This window comes from Allobosea sp. UNC402CLCol (assembly GCF_000745475.1).
GTDB classification, from domain to species: domain Bacteria; phylum Pseudomonadota; class Alphaproteobacteria; order Rhizobiales; family Beijerinckiaceae; genus Allobosea; species Allobosea spartocytisi.
Genome location: NZ_JQJJ01000009.1, coordinates 115,592 through 134,387 on the forward strand (window position 1 = coordinate 115,592; position 18,796 = coordinate 134,387).

Genomic DNA, 18,796 nt, shown 5'->3' on the forward strand with positions numbered 1-18,796 from the left:
CGTCGCTTCCCGCCGCGAGACCCGCTTTTCAGATCGTTTTCAGAGTTCCCTCATGTCCGTACAGCTTCCGCAGGATCGTCTCGACGGCATCGTGGCTCGCCACGCCGCCGCAACCGAGGAGATCAACCATACCACCGATCCGGTGCGCACGGTCGAGCTTGCCAAGGAGCTGTCGGAACTCGATCCCGTCGTGGCCGCCATCGCCTCGTGGCGCCAGGCTCAGGAGACGCTGGCCGAGGCTGAGGCTCTGATCGCCGACCCCGCGACCGATCCCGAGTTTCGCGAGCTCGCCTATGAGGAGCGCGATGCCGCCCGTGCCGAGATCGAGACGCGCTCCCGCGAGATCCTGATCGCGCTGCTGCCGAAGGACGCGGCCGACGAGCGTGGCGTCATCATCGAGATCCGCGCCGGGACCGGCGGCGACGAGGCGTCGCTCTTCGCCGGCGACCTGCTGCGCATGTACCAGCGCCACGCCGCGCAGAAGGGCTGGAGCGTCGAGATCCTGTCGGAGAGCGAAGGCACGATGGGCGGCTACAAGGAGGTCATCGCCGAGATCAACGGCCGCGGCGTCTATGCCCGGCTGAAATTCGAATCCGGCGTCCACCGCGTGCAGCGCGTGCCCGATACCGAGGGGAGCGGGCGCATCCACACCTCCGCCGCGACCGTCGCCACGCTGCCGCTGGCGAGCGAGGTCGACATCGCGCTCAACGAGGCCGATATCCGCATCGACACCTTGCGCTCGGGCGGCGCCGGCGGCCAGCACGTCAACAAGACCGAATCCGCCGTCCGCCTGACCCATATCCCGACGAACACCGTAGTCCTGGTCCAGGATGAGCGCTCGCAGCACAAGAACAAGGCGCGCGCCTATGAATTGCTGCGGGCCAAGCTCTACGACATGGAGCGGATGCGCATCGATGCCGAACGGTCGGCCGATCGACGTTCGCAGGTCGGCTCCGGCGACCGCTCCGAGCGCATCCGCACCTACAACTTCCCGCAGGGGCGCGTCACCGACCACCGCATCAACCTGACCCTCTACAAGCTCGACGAGATGATGCAGGGGCTCGTGCTCGACGAGATCATCGATGCGCTGACGGCCGAGCATCAGGCGAAGCTGCTTCTGGAAGAAGGAATCGCCGGAAAATGACGGCGATGAAACCAAATTCTCCTTCTCGCGTTGCTGATGCATCGACACCAGCAAACGGGGGAACCTCCCATGATGAAGACCGTATCGACGATCGCGATGGCCGGGTTGATGGCTCTGGCCATGTCCGGCGCTTCACAGGCGCAGGAGCAGACCATGCGCAAGGTGACGTCCGGCAAGCCGGCGGCGCTTCAGGGAGCGATGACCCAGGCTCAAGCCCGCAAGGCCTGCCAGACGGAGATGAGGGGCGCTCGCGAGAGCAAGGCCTCGCTCCGCACCAAGATGAAGCTGTGCGTCGACCAGAAGATGCAGGGCAACAGCTGAACCCGACTGACCGAGCGGCCCGAGCGGCCGTCGAGGGGTTAGGGGAGGGCGCCGTGCCGACCGTGAGGGAGGCGCGGCGTCTTGTCGTCCGGGCCCTGCGTCATGCCGGCATCGAGCCGGCCGGGCTCGAAGCGCGCCTTCTGCTCGAAGGAGCGCTGGAGACGCGCCATCTCGACCCGGATCGTTCGCTCGACCCCGCCACCGCCGCGGTGCTCGCCGGTTTCCTGCATCGGCGGATCGCCGGTGAGCCGGTCTGGCGGGTCCTCGGCGAGCGTGAATTCTGGGGGCTTACCTTCCGCCTCTCGCCGGCGACGCTGGAGCCGCGGCCGGATAGCGAGACCATCGTCGAGGCGGCATTGGACCGGTTGGGCGGACGCCGGGACGAGACGCTGTCGATCCTGGATCTGGGCACCGGCACGGGCTGCCTTCTCGTGGCCCTGCTCAGCGAGTGCCGGAACGCGACGGGGCTCGGCATCGATCTCTCAGCGGAAGCCTGCGGGACCGCCGCCGGCAACGCTGCACGGAACGGCGTCGCCGGGCGGGTTTCCTTCCGCCAGGGCCGTTGGACCGAAGGGCTGAGTGGCCCTTTCGACCTGATCGTCTCGAACCCGCCCTATATCCCGTCCTCCGATATCGCGACGCTGGCGGTCGAGGTGCGCGAGCACGATCCGCGCCTCGCCCTCGATGGCGGGCCTGACGGGCTTGATCCTTACCGATGCTTCGCCCGCAGCCTGCCGGCCCTTCTGGCGCCCGGCGGCTCCATTGTTCTCGAGATCGGCGCCGGCCAGAAGCAGGATATCGCTTCGATCATGGCAGGCGGGGGCCTTGAATTGCAGGCGAGCCGTTACGATCTCGGAGGGCATGAGCGGGCCCTGATCTTTGCGCCCGCCTGATCATGCACAGGCTTTTGGTCGATTTCGCTTGGAGAAGCAGCCAAAAGCGGTTATGCAGCTTTCAGCCGAAGCTGGCGGCGTCAGAGCCGGAGCCTTGGGCGGCCCCTTTCATCGGCAGGCCTTGCTCAAGATCAGCATTGTTTACGGGCGTGTTCCTGAAGCGATGTAACTGACCTGCCAGATTGGACTCCGAAGGCGCTGCGGCGCCCCTCGGCCCATGGGGATGGATCCCCTTTTGGAATAAGAGCGCGTGAAGACCAGAAACGGCGCAAGGCCCCTTCAGGTCCACTCAGCCCGACACGGCGTCGCAACCCGCTGTGTGTCGAAACGCGCATGACGACGCCACGGTTGCTTTGAACAAAGAAGCGCGAGACAGACGCGAATGAGACCAGGTCAGAACCGGCGTATGCGCGGCCGTAGCAATAACGGCAACAATAACGGCAATCGTAAATCTCCCAACCCTTTGCAGCGTAGCTACGAGTCGAACGGGCCGGACGTAAAGGTCCGCGGCACGGCTCAGCACGTCGCCGAGAAGTATTTGCAGCTCGCTCGCGATGCGCAATCTTCGGGTGATACCGTTGCTGCCGAGGGCTACTTCCAGCACGCCGAACACTATTATCGCATCCTGCTCGCAGCGCAGGAGCAGATGACGCAGCAATTCGGCCATACCTTCCCGCCCAATCGCGCCTTCGTCGATGTCGAGGACGACATGGAGGAGGAGGGGGACGACGACGGCTCCTTCCAGCCGGGCACGGGCCCGCAGCCGGATTTCCGTGGTCAGAACGGCCAGATGAACGGCAACGGCTATAACGGGCATGGTGGCCAGCGCGCCGAGGGCGAAGCCGGCGACGGCCAGTCGCAAGGTGGCGGCCAGCGCTTCGACCGTCAGAACCGCCGCGAGCGCTTCAACAACAACAACAATAACAACAACAACAATAACAACGAGCGTCGCTTCGACCGGCAGGATCGTGGCGAGCGCCGCTTCGATCGCAACGGCGAAGCCGGGCAGGGCGGTTACACGCCGCGTCCCGACGCACCGCGTTCCGACATTCCGGTTGGCAATGTCGGGGAGCCGGTGGCGCCCGTCGCTGCCGAGCAGCCGCAGGCCGAGCGCTCCTTCGAGCGTCCGCAGCGCGCCGAGCGCCGCCCGCGTCGCGAGCGGCAGCCCGAGCCCGAGGGGGAAGACGTCGCCAGCGCGCTGCCGTCCTTCCTGACGAACCCGGTCCGCACCACCGTGGCGCCGGTCGAGCCGGTGGCTGCGGAACCTGCTGAGCCCGCCCCGGTCGGCGATACCGCCGAGGAGGCCGCTCCGGCCAAGCGGGTGCGCCGTCGCCGGTCGCCGCGCGAGGTCATGGACGCGCTGGGTTCCGAGACGGACGGTTCTGCCGAGTAAGTTCGGAGCATCGGACCATCAGAGATAAAAAAGGGCCCGCAAGGGCCCTTTTTCTTGTCTGCGGTGCTCTCCGGGATGGTCAGGCGATGCCGAGTTCCGCGGGCGTCTCGGACGGCATGAGGGCGTCGCCTTCCCGCAGCGTTCCGCCGGCAATGATGCGGCAATAGATGCCGCAATCGACATGGCCGTAATTCTTCATCAGCGCCTTCGGGATCTGCATGTCGCGGGCGCCGGTATCCGGGTCGACATTGGTCGCGGCGCAACGCTCGATCCGCTTGATGACCTGTAGCTTCAGGCCGTCCGGCCCATCGAGGTCGCGGCCGACGAGGTCGTTTTCCCCCCAGGCCGAAAGCCCGCTCACCATCAGGTTGCCGCGGAAGCGCAGCGGATCGACCGGCCGTCCGAGCCGCCCTTCGAGATCGGCGACGCTGGCGAGGTTGATGATCGAGACGAAGCCGGAGCGGGAATCGGTGAAGCGATAGGTTGAGGGCGCCGTCAGCAGTTTCGGCTCCCCGCGCAACTCGTCCGGCATGAAACTCTCGAAGAAGCGGGCGAGCGCGGCGTGACCCTCTTCGGTGGCCATGGGGGCACGCAAAGCCTCCTTGCCCTCGTGCCGGATGACGAGATCGCCGCTGGCATCGTCGTAGCGCGTGCGCAGCCGCGCCAGCGATTCGTTGCGCATCAGCATGAGGTATTTGATCTTCGGCTGATGCACCGGCTCGGCCGGGTCGAAACCCGAAGGGCCGTTCTCGATGGCGAAGAGCCGATCGCCTGGAAAATAGCCGCCTGCCGGCAGGGTGGCCTGCGACAGGCGCTCCGGCGAAAGCCCCTTCACGGGATAGCGGTAAAGCGTCTCGATGCGCATGATCTGTCCGGCCGTTGCAATCTGCCGGACGATAGCCGCCTTCAGGCGCCCTGACAGATCAAATTCTGTATCCGTTTCGATCAAGCGTCCGCATCGTCTTCTCCATCCGCGACCGAACGCTGGCAGCCCCAGCCGGCCAGCACCGCATCGGTTTCGTCGGCGACGAAGAAGCGGGCGGCATCGCGGTCATAGCCCTCGCCCAGCAGACGCTCGTAATCGGTATGGACGTGGCGGACATGGCTGCCGAGTGCGAGCCACAGTGCCGTCGATGGCGGCAGATCCTTCATGTGGCGCCGCTCCGCCAGGGTGATCACCGCCTCTGCGTCGGAAAGCGGGATGCCTGGCGCCAGCGCTCTCAGCGCCCGACGAATCGCCTGCTGTCGCTTGGTCCCGGCCATGCCCGATCTGCGCCTGGCGCGAGGCCGAGGTCAATTGCATCGCCCCCTCTTCCGTTGCGCCAATGTCACACTATCTTGGGAGGCGAAGGGCGGCCCATCGCGGCGCCCTATCCTGATGAAAGGCAGCGGGTCTTGCGTCGCTACGGGGCGCGGCCTGCGGGCGGAGTGATCTGAATGAACATTGAAAAATATACTGACCGGGCGAAGGGCTTCCTCCAGGCGGCGCAGACGATCGCGCTGCGCGAGGGCAACCAGCAATTCACCCCCGAGCATCTGCTCAAGGCGTTGCTCGACGACAACGAAGGCATGGCGGCAGGTCTCATCGACCGGGCCGGTGGCCAGTCGCGCCTCGCGCTGCAGCTTGTCGACCAGGCGCTGGCGAAGCTGCCGAAGGTCTCGGGCGGCTCGGGCGGCCTCAACCTGACGCCGGGCCTCGCCCGCGTCTTCGACACCGCCGAGAAGGCGGCCGAGAAGGCCGGCGACAGTTTCGTCACGGTCGAGCGGCTTTTGCTCGCGCTCGCGATCGAGAAGGACACCGAGGCCGGCAAGGCGCTGTCGAAGGCGGGCGTCACCCCGCAGGCGCTGAATGCCGCGATCGAGGCGATCCGCAAGGGCCGCACCGCCGATTCCGCTTCGGCCGAGCAGGCCTATGACGCGCTGAAGAAATATGCCCGTGACCTCACGGCCGCGGCGCGCGAGGGCAAGCTCGACCCGGTGATCGGCCGCGACGAGGAGATCCGCCGCACCATCCAGGTGCTGTCGCGCCGGACCAAGAACAATCCCGTCCTGATCGGCGAGCCCGGCGTCGGCAAGACCGCCATCGCCGAGGGCCTCGCCTTGCGCATCGTCAATGGCGACGTGCCCGAGAGCCTGAAGGACAAGGAACTGCTCGCCCTCGACATGGGCTCGCTCATCGCCGGCGCGAAATATCGCGGCGAGTTCGAGGAGCGGCTGAAGGCGGTGCTGACCGAGGTTTCGTCCTCGGATGGCGGCATCATCCTGTTCATCGACGAGATGCACACCCTGGTCGGCGCCGGCAAGACCGATGGCGCGATGGATGCGTCGAACCTGCTGAAGCCGGCGCTTGCCCGCGGCGAACTGCACTGCATCGGGGCGACCACGCTCGACGAGTATCGCAAGTACGTCGAGAAGGATGCGGCGCTGGCGCGGCGCTTCCAGCCGGTCTTCGTCGACGAGCCGACGGTCGAGGACACCATCTCGATCCTGCGCGGCCTGAAGGAGAAATACGAGCAGCATCACCGCGTCCGCATCACGGATTCGGCGCTGGTCTCGGCGGCGACCCTGTCGAATCGCTACATCACCGACCGCTTCCTGCCGGACAAGGCGATCGACCTCGTCGACGAGGCCTCGGCGCGCCTGCGCATGCAGGTCGATTCCAAGCCCGAGGAGCTGGATTCGATCGACCGCGAGATCGTCCGTCTCAAGATCGAGCAGGAGGCGCTCAAGAAGGAGAACGACGCCGGCTCGAAGGAGCGGCTGAAGCGGCTCGAATCCGAGCTGGCCGATCTGGAGTCGCGCTCCGACACCATCACGGCCAAGTGGAAAGCCGAGAAGGACAAGCTCGGCCACGCCGCCGAGCTGAAAACCAAGCTCGACAACGCCCGCAACGAACTCGCCCAGGCGCAACGCAAGGGCGAGTATCAGCGGGCGGGCGAGCTTGCCTATGGCGAGATCCCCGGGCTCGAGAAGCAGCTCGCCGAGGTCGAGGAGAAGGGCGAGGGCGCCGGCATGGTCGAGGAGGCGGTAACGCCGGACCATGTCGCGCAGGTCGTCAGCCGCTGGACCGGCGTGCCGGTCGATCGCATGCTCGAAGGCGAGAGGGAGAAGCTGCTCCGCATGGAGGAGGTTCTGGGCTCCCGCGTCGTCGGGCAGCGCGAGGCGGTGGAGGCGGTCTCGACCGCGGTCCGTCGTGCGCGGGCCGGCCTGCAGGATCCCAACCGTCCGATCGGCTCCTTCATGTTCCTCGGCCCCACCGGCGTCGGCAAGACGGAGCTGACCAAGGCGCTGGCATCCTTCCTGTTCGACGACGACACCGCGCTCCTGCGCATCGACATGTCCGAGTACATGGAGAAGCACTCGGTCGCCCGGCTGATCGGCGCGCCTCCCGGCTATGTCGGCTATGAGGAGGGCGGGGCGCTGACGGAGGCGGTCCGCCGCCGGCCCTATCAGGTCGTGCTCTTCGACGAGATCGAGAAGGCGCATCCGGACGTGTTCAACGTCCTGCTGCAGGTTCTCGACGATGGCCGCCTGACCGATGGCCAGGGCCGCACGGTCGATTTCCGCAACGTGTTGATCATCATGACCTCGAATCTCGGTTCGGAGTTCCTGGTGAACCAGCCCGAGGGGCAGGACAGTGATGCGGTGCGCGACGAGGTGATGGGCGTGGTTCGCCACGCCTTCCGGCCCGAGTTCCTGAACCGGATCGACGACATCATCCTGTTCCATCGCCTGCGGCGGAAGGACATGGACGCCATCGTCGATATCCAGATGGCCCGGCTGCAGAAGCTGCTGACCGATCGCAAGATCACGCTCGAGCTCTCGAAGGAGGCGCGCGAGTGGCTGGCCGACAAGGGTTATGACCCCGCCTATGGCGCGCGCCCGCTGAAGCGCGTGATCCAGAAGTTCGTTCAGGATCCGCTGGCGGAAGCCATCCTGGCCGGCGAGATCGTCGATGGCGAGACGGTGCCGATCACCGTCGGTCCGGGCTCGCTGATGCTGGGCCATGTCGCGGCCGTGAAGGAGAAGCGGCCCGTGGGTGTGGCGCTGAACTGAAATCGCAAGCGCCCTTCTCCCCTCGGGGGAGAAGGTGTCTGCGGAGTAGACGGATGAGGGAAGGGTCGCGCAAGCGGCCCTTTTCTTTGCCTGTCGCGTCGCCCTCATCCGTCAGCGCTGAGCGCTGCCATCTTCTCCGCGTATGTCGGATGTTTCCGACATACGCTCTCCAGAAGCCGGTCTGGGGCAAGCCCGAAACCGGTGGGGAGAAGGATTCACCCCCGCTTCAGCAGGAACACCGCCTGCGCGCCGAACAGGTTCCAGAACCACCACGGCGCCTTGACGCCGACCTTGCCGCCGGCAGCGTCGAGCGCGACGGCGCGCTCTTTTTCCGCGCCGATCAGGTCGCAGAGCGCGACGAAGTCGCGGATCGTGCAGAAATGGATGTTGGGCGTGTCCCACCAGCTATAGGGCAGGGCCTCGGTCACTGGCATGTGGCCCTGGAAGAACACCTGCGAGCGCATCCGCCAATGCCCGAAATTCGGGAAGGAAACGATGGCGCGACGGCCGATCCTGAGCATCTGCTCCAGCACGAGGCGCGGATTGCGCGTCGCCTGAATCGTCTGGGACAGGATGACATAGTCGAACGAGTCGTCGGGGTAGTCGGCGAGATCGGTGTCGGCATCGCCCTGGATCACCGAGAGCCCGCGCGCCACGCAATCGGCCACGCCTTCGCGCGAGAGCTCGATCCCGCGCGCATCGACATTGCGGGTCTCCGCGAGCAGTGCCAGCAGCGCCCCGTCACCGCAGCCGACATCGAGCACGCGCGTGCCGGGCTGCACCATCTCGGCGACGAGCTTGAGGTCGATGCGGTTCGTCTGATTGTCCGGGAGGGTCATGCTCAGAGTCCCCGCGCCCGCGCCGCCGCGCCGATGAAGCCGCGCGTCGTGGCGAAGAGATTGGGCTCTTCCAGCAGGAAGGCGTCGTGGCCCTTGTCGCTCTCCAGCTCGACGAAGGAGACCGAAGCGCCGGCCGCGTTGAGCGCATGCACGATGGCGCGGGAATCCGCCGTGGGGAACAGCCAGTCCGAGGTGAAGGAGGCCACGCAGAAGCGCGTCTTCGTCCCCGCGAAGGCGCGCGCCAGAACTCCGTCATGGTCGTCGGCGAGGTCGAAATAATCCATCGCCCGCGTGACGTAGAGATAGGAATTGGCGTCGAAGCGCTCGACGAAGCTCAGGCCCTGATGGCGCAGATAGCTCTCGACCTGGAAATCCGCGTCGAAGGAGAAGGTCGGCGCCTCCCTGTCCTGCAGCTTGCGGCCGAATTTGCGATGCAGCGCCTGCTCGGAGAGATAGGTGATATGCGCTCCCATCCGGGCGACCGAAAGTCCCTTGGAAGGCCGGGTGCCTTCTTCGAGATAGCGTCCCTGGCGCCAGTCCGGGTCGGCCATCACCGCCTGCCGGCCGACCTCGTGGAAGGCGATGTTCTGCGCCGAATGCTTGGCGCCGGTCGCCAGCGGCAGCGCCGAGAACACCCGGCCCGGATAGCTCGCCGCCCATTGCAGCACCTGCATGCCGCCCATCGAGCCGCCGGCGACGCAGAACAGCGTCTCGATGCCGAGCGAGTCGATCAATGCCGCCTGCGCCCGCACCATGTCGCGGATGGTGACGACCGGGAAGGACAGGCCCCACGGCTTGCCCGTCGCCGGGTTGGTCGAGGCCGGGCCGGTCGTGCCCGTGCAGCCGCCAACGACATTGGCGCAGATCACGAAGAAGCGGTCGGTATCGATCGGCTTGCCCGGCCCGATCATCGCGGTCCACCAGCCGCCCTTGCCGGTGATCGGGTTGCGGCTCGCGACATACTGGTCGCCGGTCAGGGCGTGGCAGACCAGCACCGCGTTCGACTTGTCGGCGTTCAGCGTGCCGTAGGTCTGATAGGCGATCTGCCAGTGGTCGAGCACGACGCCGCAATCCATCAATAGCGGCGCTTCCGGCCCGAAGCGCGCGACCGGGCTCGAAGGCTCGTTGGCTTCCTTCAGCGGGTCGGCGAGGCTGGGGGAGAGATCGCTCATATCGTCCGTTTCGGCAGTGTTATTTGTCTTGCCGGTCCAAGCGTTCGGAAAATCGAACTCTAGCGATGACCTGCCACGGCGCTGCTGTCAACGCGGGATTGTGCAGCCGGCTTTGCCAAGGCGCGGCGGGAGCGCTAAGGAGCGTGGCCTTGCCGGAAAGCGCGTTGCCATGACCGAAGCCGCCCCGACCACCCTTGCCGATCTGCGCAGCGAAATCGACCGCATCGACAGCACGATGCATGCGCTGCTGATGGAGCGCTCGCAGATCATCGAGACGCTGATCTCGATCAAGAAGACGCAAGCCTCCGGCTCCGCCTTCCGCCCCGGCCGCGAGGCCGACATCATGAAGCGGCTCGCGCTCAGCCATAAGGGCCTCCTGCCGCTCGACACCGTCGAGAGCGTCTGGCGCATCATCATCGCCACCTTCACCTATGTGCAGGCGCCTTATTCGGTCCATGCCGATGTTTCGGGCGGCGACCCGGCGATGCGCGATTCCGCCCGCTTCCATTTCGGCTTCACGGTGCCTTTCGTCCCGCATGAGGACGCCCGCGCCGTAATCCGCGCCGTTGCGGAATCCGCCGGCGACCTCGGCATCTTCCGCATGGATCAGGGCGCCAGCGCCGGCATCTGGTGGCGCGACCTGATCGGGCCGGATGCGCCGAAGATCATCGCGCGTCTGCCCTTCGTCGAGCGCCCCGACCATCCGGCCGGCACGCCGGTCTACTGTATCGCCAAGCCGCTGGCGGACGCCGCGGTGCGCGAGATCGTGCTCTATGCCGCCCGTGTCGAGCGCTGGTCGGAGGCGCTGCGCCACGGTCTTGCCGAGCATCTGGCCGAGGTCTCGGCCTCGGCTGCCGACGGCTCGCATCTGTCGCTGCTGGTCGCCGCCTCCGGCGAGGTCGATCAGGCGGCGATCCGGGCTGCGCTCGCACCCGCCGGTCTCAGCGACTTCTCGGAGGTCGGCAGCCACGCCGCCCGTTTCGCCGTCAAATCCGCCCGTTCGTGAACGCTCTCACGTATCGCCTCTGATCCGCCGTCGTCATCCCGGGCAAGCGCAGCGCAGACCCGGGATCCATCGTAGAGTGCATCGCCCTCCGATGGATTCCGGGTCTCCCTCCGGTCGCCCGGAATGACGGGGAAGGATCGAACCGAAAGACCGATAGATGACCGCCTCCCGCCCCGTGCCCCGTCCCGGCGTCCTCGAGATCGAGGCTTATGTTCCCGGCAAATCCGCCGCGCCCGCCGGCGTGAAGCTGCACAAGCTCTCCTCCAACGAAACCCCGCTGGGTCCGAGCCCGAAGGCGATCGCGGCCTTCGAGGGCGTCGCCGCCAAGCTGGAGCTCTACCCCGATGGCTCGTCGAGCCGGCTCAAGCAGGCGATCGCCGGCCGCTACGGCCTCGATCCCCAGCGGATCATCTGCGGCAATGGCTCCGACGAACTGCTCGAACTCGTCACCAAGGCCTATCTGGGCGAGGGCGATGAGGGCATCTACAGCCAGTACGGCTTCCTGGTCTATCGCATCGCCATCCTGGCCGCCGGCGGCAAGCCGGTCGTCGTGTCCGAGAAGAACTATACGGCCGATGTCGACGCCATCCTCGCGGCGGTGACGCCGAAGACGAAGATCGTCTTCCTCGCCAATCCCAACAATCCGACCGGCACCTATCTGCCCTTCGATCAGGTGAAGCGCCTGCAGGCCGGCCTGCCGCCGCATATCCTGCTGGTGCTCGACGCGGCCTATGCCGAATATGTCCGGCGCAACGACTATGCGTCGGGCCTCGAGCTTGTCGCCGAGAGCGAGAACGTCGTGATGACGCGGACCTTCTCGAAGATCTACGGCCTCGCCAATCTGCGCATCGGCTGGCTCTACGGGCCTGCCCATGTCATCGACGCGCTGGAGCGCATCCGCGGCCCCTTCAACGTCAACGGAGCCGCCATCGAGGCCGGTGCCGCCGCCGTCGCCGACGAGGCCCATGTCGCGGCCGCGATCGAGCACAACGACAAATGGCTCGCCTGGGCGACCGCCGAGATCGAGAAGCTCGGCCTCGCGGTCACGCCCTCGGTCGGCAACTTCATCCTGATCCATTTCCCGAAGACGCCGGGCAAGACCGCCAAGGAGGCCGACGCCTTCCTGACCCGGCGCGGTCTCATCCTGCGCGCCGTCGGCGGCTATGGCTTGCCGGACGCGCTGCGCATGACCATCGGTTCCGAGGAGGCGAACCGCCTCGTCGTCGCCGCGCTCGCAGACTTCCTCGCGGGCAAGGCCTGACGCCGATGGCGGAGAGCTTCGCGCCGCGCCGCGCCACACCGGTCTTCACCCGCCTCGCCATCATCGGCATCGGGCTGATCGGCTCCTCGATCGCGCGGGCGGCGAAGGAGCTGAACCTCGCCGGCACGATCGTGCTGGCCGACCAGGACGCGGCCGTGCGCCAGCGGGCGCGCGAGCTCGATCTCGGCCATGCCGTCGCTGATACGGTGGCCGAGGCGGCTGATGGCGCCGATCACATCATCCTCTGCGTGCCGGTCGGCGCCTGCGGTTCGGTGGCGGCCGAAATCGCGCCTTCGCTCAAAGCGGGCGCGATCGTCTCCGATGTCGGCTCGGTCAAGGGCTCGGTCGTCGACGCCGTCCTGCCGCATCTGCCCGAGGGTGTTTCCTTCGTGCCGGCCCACCCGGTGGCGGGCACCGAGAATTCCGGCCCCGATGCCGGCTTCCCGAGCCTCTTCCTCAATCGCTGGTGCATCCTGACGCCGCCGGAAGGTACCGATGCGGCGGCCATCGCGAAAACCCGCCAGTTCTGGGAGGGGATGGGTGCGCTGGTCGAGGTGATGAGCGCGCAGCACCATGACCTCGTGCTCGCCGTCACCAGCCATCTGCCGCATCTCATCGCCTACAACATCGTCGGCACGGCCGAGGATCTGGAGGCGGTGACGCAGTCGGAAGTCATCAAGTTCTCGGCTGGCGGCTTCCGCGATTTCACCCGCATCGCGGCCTCCGACCCGACGATGTGGCGCGACGTCTTCCTGCACAACAAGGAAGCGGTGCTGGAGATGCTCGGCCGCTTCAACGAAGACCTCGCTCTGCTCACCCGCGCGATCCGCTATGGCGACGGCGAGACGCTGCACAAGCACTTCACCCGTACCCGCGCCATCCGCCGCGGCATCGTCGCTCTCGGCCAGGAGAAGCCGGAGACGGAGAAGCTGCGCAAGGATTGAGGGGACACGGGATCGCGCCGGAGAATCGCCGGGGCTTCGGTGCTGTGCATGGCGCCGCTTGCGGCTTGCCAAGCCGCCCCCCTGCTGGTACAGCGCCACCCGTTGCCGCTTTAGCTCAGCTGGTAGAGCACCTCATTCGTAATGAGGGGGTCGGGGGTTCGAATCCCTCAAGCGGCACCATTTTCCTCTTCGCTGACGTTTACGAACCGACCCAACCGGTCGGTCTTTTCGTGTTTGGCGTTCGCGGACGACATTCGCGGCCAACAGATGGCCCCGACCGACCCTGCGCTTCGAAATGTCAGCCCCTCCGGAAAGACGGTGAGGCTGTCGCACGGGAAGGGTTCTCAGCTCTCACGCCGAGCGATGATACGCGATGGCGGCGTCTGATAGGTGGGCGCCTCCCGCAGGCGTGATCTCGGCTGCGGATGGTCGTTGCCCGCGCCAACCAAGTCGCGGTGCGACCAGCTCGACGAAATCCGTCAGGATCTGGCGATGGTCGGCGAGGCTGAAATTATACGGCAGTTCCAGCCGCAGCGTGTCGACCAGTCGCAGCACCGGATCGGCCTCCAGTCTTTCGACGATGTCCGCGGCCGGCCCGACGATGTCCGGCGCGATCAGCGTCCGCCGCTCGCCCTGCGGCGCCAGCGTGCGCGCCTGGCGGCTGGCGGCATAGTCACGATAGCGCTGCCGCGTCCCGGTATCGGCGCCATCGAGCGGCACGATCACCCGGCCGATGGCGATGCGCGGCTCGGCCGGTCCGCGCCAATGCGTGCGGAAGGTCTCGACATGGCGCCGCTGTGTCTCGAAGAAATCGTCGGTCTCCTCGCCGGTGTTGATGTTGCCGAGGAGGAGATGAAAGCCGTTCTCGGACGCCCAGCGGGCGGAGCGCAGCGAGCCGCCGCCATACCAGAGCCGCTGGCGCAAGCCCTGCGCGTGCGGCCGCAGCCGGGGGCGATGCTCGCCGGCTGCCGAGGTGATGCGTGCCTGCGGCTCGCCCAGCCAGTCGCCCGCGATATTGGCCGCCAGGCGCGCCACGCGGGCATGGGAGAAGTCGATGGCCGCCGGGTCGCCGTCGAAGAGGCGTTCTCCCAGCAGCTTGCCGAAGGGAGGGGCCCCGGCGCTCAGGCCGATGTTCAGCCGTCCGCCGGAGAGCACATCGACCAGTGACAGATCCTCCGCCAGCCGGAACGGGTTCTCGTAACCCATCTGGATGACGGCGCTGCCGAGCCCGATGCGCCGGGTGCGCTGGGTCGCGGCGGCGAGAAAGGTCGCCGCCGAGGAGACACCCGGTTCGAGATGGCGCTGGCGCACCCAGGCGCTCTCGAAACCGAGCGCCTCGCCATATTCGAACAGCGAGAGCGTCTCCTCCAGGCCGGTGCGTGGATCGGCGTCGTCGTAGTTGCCGGGCGTCAGGAAGGCGATGTTGCGGATCGAGAGCTGCGTCATGGCTTTTCAGTATTTCGGCAGGCCGGGCGGGTTGGTCTCGGAACGCGGCAGGGCTTCCTCCTCCAGCCCCCAGCGGGCGAGCGCCTGCCCGTACTTGCCGTTCGCGATCAGGTTGTTGGTCGCGAGCGTCAGCGCGTCGACGAGCCCGCTGCCCTTGCGGGTTGCGATCGCGACATCGGATTTCAGCGGCCAGCCGGCGCTCAAGGTGCCGATGCGCCTGATGTCCTTGTCGCGCGCGGCGATGAAGACGAGTTGCGCGTGGGGCTGGACGATGACGTCCGACCTGCCGGAGCGCAGCGAGACGAGACGCGCTGCCTCGTCGTCGAAAAGCTGGAGCTCGATCGGCTTCAGGCCGGCTGCGACGTTCTGCTTGCTCCACTCGACCAGGATGCGCTCCTGATTGGTGCCGCCGCCGACGGCGATGGTGAGCCCGGCGGCGTCCTTCGGCTCCCTGATGCCGGCGATCCTGCTGTCGGCCTTGACGAAGAAGCCGTGCAGCCCTTGCCGGTAGGTCGAGAAGTCGAACTTCTCCTTGCGCTGCTCGGTGACGCCGACATTGGAGATGACGGCGTCGTATTTCCCGGAGGCAAGGCCGAGCGGCCAGTCGGCCCAGGCCACGGGCACGAGGTTCAGCTTCAGGCCGAGGCTGCCGGCGATGAGCAGCGCGAAGTCGGGATCGGCCCCGATCACCGTCTTCGCATCGGTGGCATAGGTCGCGAGCGGGGGCCCGCCGGGGCTGATCCCGACGGTGAGCACACCGGGCTCGGCGAAGGCGTAATTGTTCGGGACGCGCGCGATGGCCGCCGGGTCCTTCTCGGCACGGATACGACCGGGCTGTTCGGGGCCGAGATCGAAGGGCGCCTGCTGGGCGAAGGCGGGCAGGCTCGTGGTGCTGAGTGCGCCGACGAGAAGCGACAGGAGTGTCCGTCGCGGAATCATGATGAACTCCAGTCCTGAAAGATCGATGGGGTGCTGGCCGCGGCTCAAGCCTTCGGCAGGCCGGGCGGATTGGTGCGCGACTGAGCGATCGCTTCGGCCGTCAGGTTCCAGCGCGCGAGCACCTTGGCGTAGTTGCCGTTCCCGATCTGGGTGTTGAGCGCGTGGGTGATCGCGTCGGCGAGGCCCGCGCCCTTGCGCGTCGTGACGGCGATCTCGGCCAGTTCCGGCCAGCCGCCGCTGAAATTGCCGGCGAGCCGCGTCTTGCCCTCCTGCGCGGCCTTGAAGCTCAGCAGGGCGTTCGGGCCGAGATAGGCGTCGGCGCGGCCGGATTCGAGCGCGAGATAGAGAACGACGTCGTCGTCGTAATACTGGATATCGACCGGCTTCAGCCCGGCCTTGGTGTTGGCCTCGTTCCAGCGGAGCAGGATCTGCTCCTGGTTGGTGCCGGAGGAGACGATGACCTTCAGCCCCGCCACGTCGCGCGGCTCGCGGATGACGATCTCGTTGCCCTTCTTCACATAGAAGCCGAGCAGGTCCTTGCGGTAGGTCGAGAAGTCGAACTTCTCCTTGCGCTGCTCGGTGACCGTGACGTTGGAGATGACCGCGTCGAACTTGCCCGAGACCACGCCGAGCGGCCAGTCGGCCCAGGCCGTGGTGACGATCTCGAGCTTGCGGCCGAGGGCATCGGCAACAAGCTGCGCGATCTCCGCCTCCGCGCCGATGACCGTCCTGTTGTCGGTCGCGAAACCGCTGAAGGGAAAGCGCCCGGTATTGTTGCCGACGGTGAAGACGCCGTCCTTGGCGAATTTGGCATCCCCGGCGATGAGCCTGATCGCCTCCTCGTCGCGCTGGGCGCGGGGACGGCCCGGCTGTTCGGGCGAGAGGTCGATTGCCTGCTGGGCGAAGGCCCCGGCGGGGATGAGCGCAGAAGAAGCCGCACCGGCGAAAAGGGCGAGCGAAGCGCGTCTGGTCAGCATGATCGTGTTCCTTGTCCGAAAACTTTGAGCGTCAGAGCACCTTGGCGAGGAATTCGCGGGTGCGGGGATGGTCGGGCTCGCCCAGCACCTTCGCCGGCGCGCCGGTCTCGAGGATGCGGCCGGCCTCCATGAAGACGACCTGATCGGCGACCTCGCGGGCGAAGCCGATCTCATGGGTGACGATGACGAGCGTCGTGCCGGAGCGGGCGAGTTCCTTGATGACGTCGAGCACCTCGCCGACGAGCTCGGGGTCCAGCGCCGAGGTCGGCTCGTCGAAGAGCAGGACCTTGGGTTTCAAGGCGAGCGCGCGGGCGATGGCGACGCGCTGCTGCTGGCCGCCGGAGAGCTGGCGCGGATAGGCATCGACCTTGTCGGCGAGGCCGACGCGGGCAAGCAGCTCCCGCGCCTCGGCCAGCGCCTGTTCGCGGGAGAGGCCACGCACCGTCACCGGCGCCTCGGCGATGTTCTCGATCGCGGTGAGATGGGGGAAGAGGTTGAAGTTCTGGAAGACCATGCCGACGTCGATGCGGCGCTTCAGGATGTCCTTCTCCTTCAGTTCGTAGAGCGTCTCGCCGTCCTGCCGGTAGCCGATCAATTCGCCGTCGATGGCGATGAAGCCTTCGTCGACCCGCTCCAGATGGTTGATCGCGCGCAGCAGCGTCGATTTGCCCGAGCCGGACTGGCCGATGATGGCGGTGACGCTGCCCGGCTTCAGCGCGAGGCCGACATCGTCGAGCACCTTGAGCGGGCCGAAGCTCTTCGAGACATGGCTGATGCGGATCTCACCGCCGCGACGCGGCGACAGCGTCGCGAGCGAGGCCGCGTCCTGCCGGTTGGCGACCGGTGCCGGCGCGGCGAAGGCGGTGCTCGTGTTGTCTCGGCCGCGGCCGAGCCAGCGCAGGGCGCCATCGATCGCCGATGGCGGTGGGTTGCGCAGCGCACCGCGGGCGTAGTGGCGCTCGATATGGCGCTGGAAGAAGGAGAGGACGCTGAGGATGACGAGGTACCAGACCGTCGCCACCATCAGCAGCGGGATCACCTCGAGATTGCGCCGGTAGATGACCTGGATGGTGTAGAACAGCTCTGGCAGGGCGAGGATGTAGACCTGGCTGGTCCCCTTCGCGAGGCTGATGATCTCGTTGAAGGCCGTAGGCAGGATCGAGCGCATCGCCTGCGGCAGCACGATGCGCGAGATCTGGCGCCGCCTCGGCAGGCCGAGCGCGGCGGCGGCCTCGTGCTGGCCCTGATCGACGGACAGGATGCCGCCGCGCACGATCTCGGATGAGAAGGCGGCGGCGTTGAGCGTGAGCCCCAGCACGGCGGCGAGGAACGGCGTGATGAGCTGCGTCGTCTGCCAGGAGCCGAAGCTGATATCGGTGAAGGGGATGCCCAGCCAGATCGTGCTGTAGAGATAGCCGAGATTGTTCAGGATCAGCAGCAGCACGATCAGCGGGATCGAGCGGAAGAGCCAGACATAGCCCCAGGACAGGGACGCCAGCAGCGGCGAGCCCGAGACCCGCGCCAGCGCCAGCAGCGTCCCGAGCAGGAAGCCGAACACCGTGCCGAGCAGCGTCAGCAGGAGTGTGCGTCCAAGGCCGACCAGCACCGGCTCGGCAAAGAACCACTCGGCGAAGACGTCCCAGCCCCAGCGCGGATTCGACAGCACCGAATTCAGGATCGCGAAGATCACGATGCCTGCGAAGACCGTGCCGATGATCCGCCCGGGATAGCGGGCCGGCACGATCCGGTAGCGGCTGAAGTCGCGCCCGGGCGCTGGCTGATGGGCGTGCGAGGGCAGGCCCGCGAAGTCGCTGGCGAGGGTCATGTCGGATCTTTCGGGCTGAAGGCGGTGTGTTGGTGCGGCCGTCAGGCCGCGTCGAGCGATCGGTGGCTTTCCGATGGCGGGGCCCGTCTCGACGGCGTGACCGAAAGCGCCTTCTCGAATGGCAGGATGCCATAGGTCTCGGGGTCGACGGTCAGGTCGAACAGGGCCGTATAGCCGGCGCCCAGATAAAGCGCCTTGGCCTCGGGTTGGCGGAAGCCGGTGGTCAGATAGATTTTGTCGTAGCCTTGGCGGACCGCCTGCTGTTCCAGCTCTTCGACGATGCGGCGCGCCAACCCCTGGCGGCGCAGCGCGGCATCGGTCCAGACCCGCTTGAGCTCGGCGGTATGGGAGTCGTAGCGCTTGAAGGCGCCGCCGGCGACCGCCCGGCCATCCCGCAGGAGCAGCACGAAATTACCGTCCGGCGGAGCGAAAAGCGCGGCGGGGTAGCGGCTCATCTCGGCGCCGGGCGGATCGCCGAAATAGCTGCCGTAGCGGGTTGCGTATTCCCAGGTCAGCTGCTCGACGAGCGGCTGCGCGCGCGGGTCGAGCGGGGTGGTGTAGACGAACTGATCGGCCATCT

General features: G+C 66.9%; 17 protein-coding genes and 1 tRNA gene. 9 read left to right on the forward strand and 9 right to left on the reverse strand.

All coding sequences use genetic code 11. From position 1 onward, the window contains the following. Positions 1–52: 52 nt before the first annotated feature. The 4 genes from prfA to GY40_RS07890 all read left to right on the forward strand — a co-directional run bounded on the left by prfA (position 53) and on the right by GY40_RS07890 (position 3,751). Positions 53–1,144, forward strand: a complete 1,092-nt coding sequence (gene prfA / locus GY40_RS07875; protein WP_038360673.1) for a peptide chain release factor 1 — start codon at positions 53–55, stop codon at positions 1,142–1,144. Between the two features lie 69 nt (positions 1,145–1,213). Further along, on the forward strand, positions 1,214–1,465 hold the full coding sequence (locus GY40_RS28190) for a hypothetical protein (RefSeq protein ID WP_038360676.1): 252 nt from the start codon (positions 1,214–1,216) through the stop codon (positions 1,463–1,465). A gap of 53 nt (positions 1,466–1,518) precedes the next feature. After that, on the forward strand, positions 1,519–2,358 hold the full coding sequence (gene prmC / locus GY40_RS07885) for a peptide chain release factor N(5)-glutamine methyltransferase (protein ID WP_038360679.1): 840 nt from the start codon (positions 1,519–1,521) through the stop codon (positions 2,356–2,358). A 406-nt stretch (positions 2,359–2,764) separates the two neighbouring features. Then, positions 2,765–3,751 (forward strand): DUF4167 domain-containing protein, encoded by a 987-nt coding sequence (locus tag GY40_RS07890; protein ID WP_248311122.1) that lies wholly within the window; start codon positions 2,765–2,767, stop codon positions 3,749–3,751. A 79-nt stretch (positions 3,752–3,830) separates the two neighbouring features. Here GY40_RS07890 and GY40_RS07895 read toward each other — a convergent pair whose 3' ends face one another. Then, positions 3,831–4,616, reverse strand: coding sequence for an MOSC domain-containing protein (locus GY40_RS07895; protein WP_051987829.1), 786 nt, complete (start codon positions 4,614–4,616; stop codon positions 3,831–3,833). 80 nt (positions 4,617–4,696) lie between these two features. Next, positions 4,697–5,014: a DUF2293 domain-containing protein gene (locus GY40_RS07900; RefSeq protein ID WP_038360682.1), complete on the reverse strand. Its 318-nt coding sequence runs from the start codon at positions 5,012–5,014 to the stop codon at positions 4,697–4,699. A gap of 174 nt (positions 5,015–5,188) precedes the next feature. Between GY40_RS07900 and clpB the strand changes: the two genes are divergently transcribed. Next, positions 5,189–7,807, forward strand: a complete 2,619-nt coding sequence (clpB, locus tag GY40_RS07905; protein WP_038360685.1) for an ATP-dependent chaperone ClpB — start codon at positions 5,189–5,191, stop codon at positions 7,805–7,807. Positions 7,808–8,022: 215 nt separating this feature from the next. On the opposite strand, the gene metW is transcribed toward clpB, so the two are convergent. Both metW and GY40_RS07915 read right to left on the reverse strand, forming a co-directional pair. After that, positions 8,023–8,646, reverse strand: coding sequence for a methionine biosynthesis protein MetW (metW, locus tag GY40_RS07910; protein ID WP_038360688.1), 624 nt, complete (start codon positions 8,644–8,646; stop codon positions 8,023–8,025). A 2-nt stretch (positions 8,647–8,648) separates the two neighbouring features. Further along, positions 8,649–9,818: a homoserine O-acetyltransferase MetX gene (locus tag GY40_RS07915; protein WP_038360691.1), complete on the reverse strand. Its 1,170-nt coding sequence runs from the start codon at positions 9,816–9,818 to the stop codon at positions 8,649–8,651. Between the two features lie 169 nt (positions 9,819–9,987). Here GY40_RS07915 and GY40_RS07920 point away from each other — a divergent pair, with 169 nt between their 5' ends. The 4 genes from GY40_RS07920 to GY40_RS07935 all read left to right on the forward strand — a co-directional run bounded on the left by GY40_RS07920 (position 9,988) and on the right by GY40_RS07935 (position 13,209). Further along, positions 9,988–10,824: a chorismate mutase gene (locus tag GY40_RS07920; RefSeq protein WP_038360693.1), complete on the forward strand. Its 837-nt coding sequence runs from the start codon at positions 9,988–9,990 to the stop codon at positions 10,822–10,824. Between the two features lie 157 nt (positions 10,825–10,981). Continuing rightward, on the forward strand, positions 10,982–12,085 hold the full coding sequence (gene hisC, locus GY40_RS07925; protein WP_038360696.1) for a histidinol-phosphate transaminase: 1,104 nt from the start codon (positions 10,982–10,984) through the stop codon (positions 12,083–12,085). Between the two features lie 5 nt (positions 12,086–12,090). Further along, the gene (locus GY40_RS07930; RefSeq protein WP_038360699.1) at positions 12,091–13,029 is read left to right on the forward strand and encodes a prephenate/arogenate dehydrogenase family protein; all 939 of its coding nucleotides are present in this window, start codon (positions 12,091–12,093) and stop codon (positions 13,027–13,029) included. 104 nt (positions 13,030–13,133) lie between these two features. Continuing rightward, positions 13,134–13,209 (forward strand) — tRNA-Thr (locus tag GY40_RS07935). A gap of 171 nt (positions 13,210–13,380) precedes the next feature. Here GY40_RS07935 and GY40_RS07940 read toward each other — a convergent pair. From GY40_RS07940 to GY40_RS07965, 5 genes are read right to left on the reverse strand one after another with little or no spacing between them, the layout of a single operon-like run. Next, positions 13,381–14,475: an LLM class flavin-dependent oxidoreductase gene (locus tag GY40_RS07940; RefSeq protein ID WP_081925258.1), complete on the reverse strand. Its 1,095-nt coding sequence runs from the start codon at positions 14,473–14,475 to the stop codon at positions 13,381–13,383. Between the two features lie 6 nt (positions 14,476–14,481). Then, positions 14,482–15,414, reverse strand: a complete 933-nt coding sequence (locus tag GY40_RS07945) for an ABC transporter substrate-binding protein (RefSeq protein WP_038360702.1) — start codon at positions 15,412–15,414, stop codon at positions 14,482–14,484. Positions 15,415–15,458: 44 nt separating this feature from the next. After that, on the reverse strand, positions 15,459–16,391 hold the full coding sequence (locus GY40_RS07950; protein WP_038360704.1) for an ABC transporter substrate-binding protein: 933 nt from the start codon (positions 16,389–16,391) through the stop codon (positions 15,459–15,461). Between the two features lie 31 nt (positions 16,392–16,422). Beyond that, complete coding sequence (locus GY40_RS28465) at positions 16,423–18,216, reverse strand: amino acid ABC transporter permease/ATP-binding protein (protein ID WP_081925259.1); 1,794 nt, start codon at positions 18,214–18,216, stop codon at positions 16,423–16,425. 41 nt (positions 18,217–18,257) lie between these two features. Next, complete coding sequence (locus GY40_RS07965; RefSeq protein WP_038360707.1) at positions 18,258–18,794, reverse strand: GNAT family N-acetyltransferase; 537 nt, start codon at positions 18,792–18,794, stop codon at positions 18,258–18,260. Positions 18,795–18,796 lie beyond the last annotated feature (2 nt).